The 6,542-nt window shown below is 43.1% G+C and carries 6 protein-coding genes; all 6 read left to right on the plus strand.

Annotated elements, in window-relative coordinates:
• The first annotated feature begins 110 nt into the window (after nt 1–110).
• The 6 genes from PLE34_RS09330 to PLE34_RS09355 all read left to right on the plus strand — a co-directional run bounded on the left by PLE34_RS09330 (nt 111) and on the right by PLE34_RS09355 (nt 6,344).
• Nucleotides 111–1,616 (plus strand): trypsin-like peptidase domain-containing protein, encoded by a 1,506-nt coding sequence (locus tag PLE34_RS09330; protein WP_324556154.1) that lies wholly within the window; start codon nt 111–113, stop codon nt 1,614–1,616.
• Between the two features lie 333 nt (nt 1,617–1,949).
• On the plus strand, nt 1,950–3,746 hold the full coding sequence (locus PLE34_RS09335) for a HAMP domain-containing sensor histidine kinase (protein WP_324556156.1): 1,797 nt from the start codon (nt 1,950–1,952) through the stop codon (nt 3,744–3,746).
• A 101-nt stretch (nt 3,747–3,847) separates the two neighbouring features.
• On the plus strand, nt 3,848–4,582 hold the full coding sequence (locus PLE34_RS09340; protein WP_324556158.1) for a hypothetical protein: 735 nt from the start codon (nt 3,848–3,850) through the stop codon (nt 4,580–4,582).
• Between the two features lie 184 nt (nt 4,583–4,766).
• Nucleotides 4,767–5,111, plus strand: coding sequence for a hypothetical protein (locus tag PLE34_RS09345; RefSeq protein ID WP_324556160.1), 345 nt, complete (start codon nt 4,767–4,769; stop codon nt 5,109–5,111).
• Between the two features lie 235 nt (nt 5,112–5,346).
• Nucleotides 5,347–5,598 (plus strand): hypothetical protein, encoded by a 252-nt coding sequence (locus PLE34_RS09350; protein WP_324556162.1) that lies wholly within the window; start codon nt 5,347–5,349, stop codon nt 5,596–5,598.
• A gap of 224 nt (nt 5,599–5,822) precedes the next feature.
• Nucleotides 5,823–6,344, plus strand: a complete 522-nt coding sequence (locus PLE34_RS09355) for a hypothetical protein (RefSeq protein ID WP_324556164.1) — start codon at nt 5,823–5,825, stop codon at nt 6,342–6,344.
• Nucleotides 6,345–6,542: the final 198 nt, after the last annotated feature.

Below are 6,542 nucleotides of genomic sequence, written 5' to 3' on the forward strand. Positions count from 1 at the left end.
GTCGCGACGAAATGTCATTTTATCCGCAGTTTATTTACTAAAGGCATAGCATTTGATGGATAAGGGAATGTGTATTTTTGGAATTCATTACGAATAAAATTCAAATACAGATGAAACTTAAACAAATTGTATTTACCGTGCTGATAAGCGCCGCTACCGCCGTGGGGGTAATGTATGCTTACAACACTTTTGTTCCGAAGCCGGTGGCTATCCAGGATGGGGTAAAGATCCCTGCTAATTATGCAGGTTTATTTAATGGTAATAATATACCCGGCCCTGTAGACTTTGAACAACCTTCTAAAATTGCAGTACCCGCGGTAGTTCATATTACCACAGTAATAGGCAAAGCCGAAGCCAGCAATAACCTGCCACGTAAAAGCAATCCCTTCAGGGGGCTGGTACCCGATGACTTTTTTGATGACTTTTTTGGTAACGGTCCTAATATGCGCAGCATTCCGCAGCGGGCTTCGGGTTCGGGCGTTATTGTAAGCCAGGACGGCTACATCATTACCAATAACCACGTAATTGACGGCGCCAGTGAAATTAAAGTAGGGCTGAACAATAAAACCAGCTATACAGCAAAAGTGATTGGTGCAGACGCAAGCAGCGATCTTGCCGTGCTAAAGATTGATGCAAAGAACCTGCCTTTTTTATTATACGGTAATTCCGATAATGTTCAGGTAGGACAATGGGTACTGGCTATTGGCTATCCGTTAAACCTCGAAACTACAGTAACAGCAGGGATCATAAGCGCCAAAGGAAGAACGTTAGGCTTAAACGCCCGCAGGAGCCAGACACCGATAGAATCATTTTTACAAACAGACGCGGCCGTTAACCAGGGAAACAGCGGCGGGGCGCTTGTTAATACCAATGGAGAGCTGGTGGGCATTAATTCTGCCATAGCCTCTCCTACCGGATCATACGCCGGCTACTCTTATGCCATACCGGTGAATATTGTTAAAAAGATAGTAAACGACCTGATCCAGTTTGGCACCGTGCAGAGGGCGTATCTGGGTATAAGCTATTTGCCGGATGAAGCGCCTGATTCCGAAAAAGAAAAAGTAGGTTATAAATCCGGACAAGGTGTATATGTAAGAGAGGTGGCTAAAGATGGCGCCGCTGCGGCTGCCGGCATTAAGTCGGGCGACTATATCAGCAAACTTAACGGTGTTCCTCTAACATCAGGGAATGATATGGTAGAAAAGATTGCAAGACTGAAGCCCGGCGATAAAGTTTCTGTTGCTTATTTGAGAAACGGAAAAGAAACCGTTACTACCCTTACCCTTAAAAACAAAACCGGTACTTACGATATTGTAAGAACTTCGGTATTGGATGATTTTGGAGTTGACTTTGCAACGCTGGATAAGAAGAAAGCTGCTGAATACGGGCAAACCGGGGGCGTAATAGTAAAGAAGATAAATCCCGGCGGCCTGATAGACGCGCAAACAAGAATGCGCGACGGCTTTATTATTCTACGGGTAAACGATAAACCTGTAGCTACTATTGACGAATTGTCGGACGCCATTCAGAAAGCAGGAGACAATATAAAATTAGACGGCTTTTACCCTGGTTTTGAAGGGTTATATACCTACAATATCAGTAAAGAAGCTCAGTAAGATAATAATTTTGTAAAAGGTAAAATGTTCCGGAAATAATATCCCGGGACATTTTTTTTTACTAAGGGTAACCCATTAAGTGAAAAGAACTATCGGGTGATTTTGCCACAAAGGCACAAGGTAACCAGCGAAAGCGCTTTGTGGCTATTGCTTTTTTATGATCGTCTTCCTCTTTGCGTTCGCTGCCTGCCCGCTGTTTGAACAGTCGGGCGTGAAATCCTTACCAGTATGAACAGGATAAACCGGTAACTGTGCAAAAGCGAAAAATTGGGATGCACCCCAACCTGCCAAAAGCTCAGAAAAAAAATATACTTTCGTAGATATCCATTAACAATGATGAACCCGGATTTGCCGAACAGCAGCAAAAGAAGTTATTTTTTACAGGAATTGTCTCTGCGGCAGCGTATCCCTTTACTGATCTGCATTTTGTTATGCAGTGTGATAGCCATCTTCAGCCTCATATCCTATATCAGCTTCAGAAACCTTGAGATGAAAGCAGGCAAAATACGGCTTATGAGCCTTGCTTCACAGGCCGGCACTATGATAGCCGAATCACTGAAGGAAGTTATCGCTGATACCCAGGGAACCCTCCCCGAAAAAGCATTGCAGCAGTATTTAAAGAATGATACAGCAGATTCAAAAAACGCTATACTGATGCTGCTGCAACGCATAGGTGATGACGGCTCATCGGTTTACGCGGAATTACGGGACAGCAGCTTTCATATCCTGCTGGGAGCCGGAAAGGCTCCGGGTTACCGGCCACATAGCCTCAGCCTGTTAGCAGATGCTTCTTTAAATAAATCCGACAGCAGGTCCGGCAATATTTACCAGATCAATGATTCTATTTATTATCCCGTTATCATTCCTGTTACGGATGACAAAAAGGTGATCGGTTATATTGCCCGGTATCACTTGGTGAAAATTACTTCTAAATTAATAGAACAGTTTTCGAAGCTTGCCGGCAGAGGGGCGGCGCTTTATGTAGGCAATAAAGACGGAAGCCTTTGGACCGACCTGGTGCGCCCGGTACCCTATCAGCTTCCTGTAAGCGAGTTCAGTAAAGAAAAAACTTTTGAATATACACAAAGCGGCAATAACAAATTTATCGGTACCGCGCAATATATACCGGGTACGCCCTGGGTGGTTGTGCTGGAATTTCCGCACCAGGCTTTTTCGCAATCTTCAAAGCAATTTTTTAACTGGCTTATTATTGCAGGGCTTATCCTTATCGGGGGCGGCATTGCAGCAGCATGGATAATGAGCCGCCACCTTACCCGGCCGCTGAATACCTTAACGGCTGCTGCTGAAGCCATTGCCGAAGGTAATTATATGTCGAATGTGGTGGTTCGCGGCGATGATGAAGTGGGCAAATTAGAACGTTCCTTTAATGTGATGTCTGCAAAGCTGAAAGCCGCGCAACATGTAATGGAACAGCAAATCCTTGAAGCCAAACAGATGAATGAACAGTTGCGTAACCTTTCCGCCCATATGGAAAATGTTCGCGAAGAAGAACGCCTGCACATTGCACGGGAAATGCATGACGAACTGGGCCAGTTGCTAACAGGATTTAAAATGGAGGTATATCTCTTAAAAAGAAAGCTGGCAGGTGAGGCCGATGCGGGTATAGCGGAAAAGATCCGTTCCTTAGAAAATGCGGCAGGTGAAGCAATACAATTTGTGCGAAGACTGTCATCCGAATTGCGCCTGGGCCCCTTAGAAGACCTGGGATTAGTTGCAGCATTAGAGTGGTATTGCGGGGAGTTTACCAAACGATACCATATTCCTGTTACCTTTAAAAGCTCTGTTACCAACCTGCAGGCCCCGCCGCTGATCAATACAGGATTGTTTCGTATTTACCAGGAATCACTTACTAACGTAGCCCGTCATGCCAATGCCACACATGTGGAAGTTAGCTTCAATATTATTAATGACCATTGCGCTCTTATTATAAAGGATAATGGCAAGGGGTTTAATGCCAGGACCTCTGAAAAAAGAAAAACGCTTGGTTTGCTTGGGATGAATGAAAGAGCCATGATGATCGGAGGCGCGCTGAAAATTACGTCTGCTAAAGACAAGGGTACTGTTGTTGAAATAACCGTTCCGGTTACCAAAGAAACAACGCATATATGAGCAACAGGATGCTATTAAAATAACTGTTCCGGCTCACCGATCCCCCAACTCTTTCCTATTTCAGGCATCAGGTTTGTAACTGATCTATTAAAATAATATTTATGAAATTTTTTATCTTCTCTTTCCTCCTGGCTATCGCCCTGCCATCTGTTGCCCAGCAGGAAAATGATCATCCCATGCATAACAGGGAAAAGATGGCACGTTATCTTCCTTCGTTTACCCGCAGCTTAGGCGGCAGCTTCCAGCAGTTTAAGGGATTGAATGCCCGTGTGGCAAATTTACCCCAATATGAACATTTAAAAGATTATACGGCTACCCTTGGGTTAGGCTGGATGAAAGAAAAGAACCGGCTCATTTCAGACATGGGCATTGTATTAGGCAGCAGCATGAGCGGCCACAGGGATGAAAAAAGCAGCACCATACGCTATATTGGCTTCAATGCCAACGCCGGCTATGATGTATTGAAAAATGAAAAGATAACCTTATATCCTTTGGCGGGTATTGGATTCCAGGCATACCAGGCCATTTTTTATAAAGATAATTCCGGGATAGATTTTGATGATGTTTTATCATCGCCTGCCGTTCAAAACAGCATTAATCCGGTAAAATTCAATAATCATTTCTGGGTATACCGCCTGGGAGCAGGTGTGTCTTTTACCTCACCCAAATATCCATCCAGCTCCATAGGCCTGCAGGCCGGCTATACCGGGAGCTTTCAGAAAAGGGCATGGCGAAGCAGGGAAAATCAATCATTGCGTAATGCGCCCAAAGACAGGATCTCGCAGTTCTATATCAGCCTTATTCTTACCAGCAAACCCTGGATGATGATGAAATAAATAGCAGGGTGCAGTTGCTATTATAATGTGGCGTTATAAAGGTGTTCCGGTTTAAAAATTTAAAGAACCTTAATTCTTTCTACATAATTTATAGCTGTAAAGCTTTAGCCGGCCAGGTTCATTGCCCGGGCGTTTATTTTTTGCATGGATTTTAAAGCTACTTTTATGGCAAACAAATACTTTTATGGCAAACAAAAAAAAAGCCGCCCGCGGGCATGAACAAACGCTGCTGGAAAAAATTGGCGAAACAGCAGGTGAGTTGAAGGACACGGTAGCAGCAGGCACCACTGCACTGATTCAAACAGTTAAAGAAAAAATCAGCAACGCTAAAAAAGCGGCGGCGAAAAAAGCGGCGCCCGTTAAGAAAGCTGCGAAAAAGTCCGTTAAGAAGGTAGCCAAAAAGGTTTCGGCTGCGGTAAGTAAAACGCCGCCTGCCGCCGGAAAGGCTGCAAAGAAGCTGGCAAAAAAAGTAACCGTTAAGAAAAAAGCGGTCCTGAAAAAAATCAGCAAAGCGGCAAAGAAAAAATAAGCAGTATTCAACCCTATTCCCCTGCTTTTTGCTTTTTATGCCTCCATCACATGCCGTTTAAAGCGATAAACCACTAAATTCTGCTGGCAGCACTTTTTAAGCACTTATCTACGCGGGATCATCTATAAAAAAATTATTTGTTCTCATGAGCGTTACTATTTAAATTGTAAAGGTGTTTTAACCCGTGTCTCGCCAAACCCTGTGGCTGAGGAGGCGAACGCATTAATAGCAGGTTATGGAAAACATCAGGCTAACATCACTCACGCATCGTGGCAAAGCATGTATAACACTGCATTTTGCATTAGACCTTACCATTAATAAAATTTTAAAAGCATTACCCTGCGCTGCATGGAGCAAAACCCACAGGTGCTGGTATATTCCTTTGCAGGAAGCTGATTATAAAGCGTTTCAGCAATCGGTAAGCGGCGTGGCCACTTCAGATACCACCGCCATACGGGTAAAGATTTATTGGGTCATTTTAATATAAGAACTACTGAGCGCTATTTACATGTAAGCAAAAAGCAATTAGTAAATATTATTAGTCCGTTTGATGATTTATGGAAGAAAAACGAGGTAGAATGGTAAAACGGATTGTACTAATAACAATACAGCATGTATAACGTTAAAGAATTCATTTACAACACCATTTTTTTTAGGGCAATAGCGTCTTATAGCATAAATTTACGCGTTATGCGGCATTTTAAGACGACCATGAAACAGACAATTTACATATCGACAATCATCTTTGCTTTGACAATAGTTTCATGCGACCGAATTAAAAATAAGGGACAAGAACTAGCCGAAAAGACAGAGAAAAAAGTTAAAGACAAATCAAAAGACTTTGTTGACAAAGTTGTTCCACATTTTGACGCTTACAAACCTGACACAAAATTTAATAAAGAACGCTTCAAGGACTTTTTAAAAGTTGACCTCACGCCTGACATCAAAAATATTTATTGCTTTGACGATGCAATCGGTATTGACGCAGATTATATGTTTTCATTTAACTGCGACACGACAACGGCAAGAAAAATAATTGAAAAGCACCAACTAAAACTTGACAAAGAAACGACTGACTATGCATTTGGACTTCAACACGACTTTGACTGGTGGGACAAGAAAAAAATTGAGAAGTTGGACTTGTATAGCTGGCAAGGCGACCGTCAATACTTTAAATACTTTTGGTACGACAAGACAGAACAAAAGGCTTACTATTTCGACTTTGACATGTAATATGAAAGAAAAACGACCGCATAACACGGGTTTTGCGTCAGGCGGGCCGAAGTGCAAAATTCAACAGCAGGCTTTCAATTGAACATTAGTAATAAATTGGACTTTTGCGCTTCGATTTCCCGCCCGAACGCAAAGCCCTTACCCGTTATTGGAAATTGCTTGCAGCCCTTCAAGTGTTCAGGAGCCGGTTGCCCGCCC

Origin of the sequence: Agriterribacter sp. (assembly GCF_035445465.1) — a bacterium.
Lineage (GTDB): Bacteria > Bacteroidota > Bacteroidia > Chitinophagales > Chitinophagaceae > Agriterribacter.

Coding starts and splice junctions, on each gene's coding strand:
- PLE34_RS09330 (WP_324556154.1), top strand. CDS start 111: ATGAAACTTAAACAAATTGTATTTACCGTGCTGATAAGCGCCGCTACC.
- PLE34_RS09335 (WP_324556156.1), top strand. CDS start 1,950: ATGATGAACCCGGATTTGCCGAACAGCAGCAAAAGAAGTTATTTTTTA.
- PLE34_RS09340 (WP_324556158.1), top strand. CDS start 3,848: ATGAAATTTTTTATCTTCTCTTTCCTCCTGGCTATCGCCCTGCCATCT.
- PLE34_RS09345 (WP_324556160.1), top strand. CDS start 4,767: ATGGCAAACAAAAAAAAAGCCGCCCGCGGGCATGAACAAACGCTGCTG.
- PLE34_RS09350 (WP_324556162.1), top strand. CDS start 5,347: ATGGAAAACATCAGGCTAACATCACTCACGCATCGTGGCAAAGCATGT.
- PLE34_RS09355 (WP_324556164.1), top strand. CDS start 5,823: ATGAAACAGACAATTTACATATCGACAATCATCTTTGCTTTGACAATA.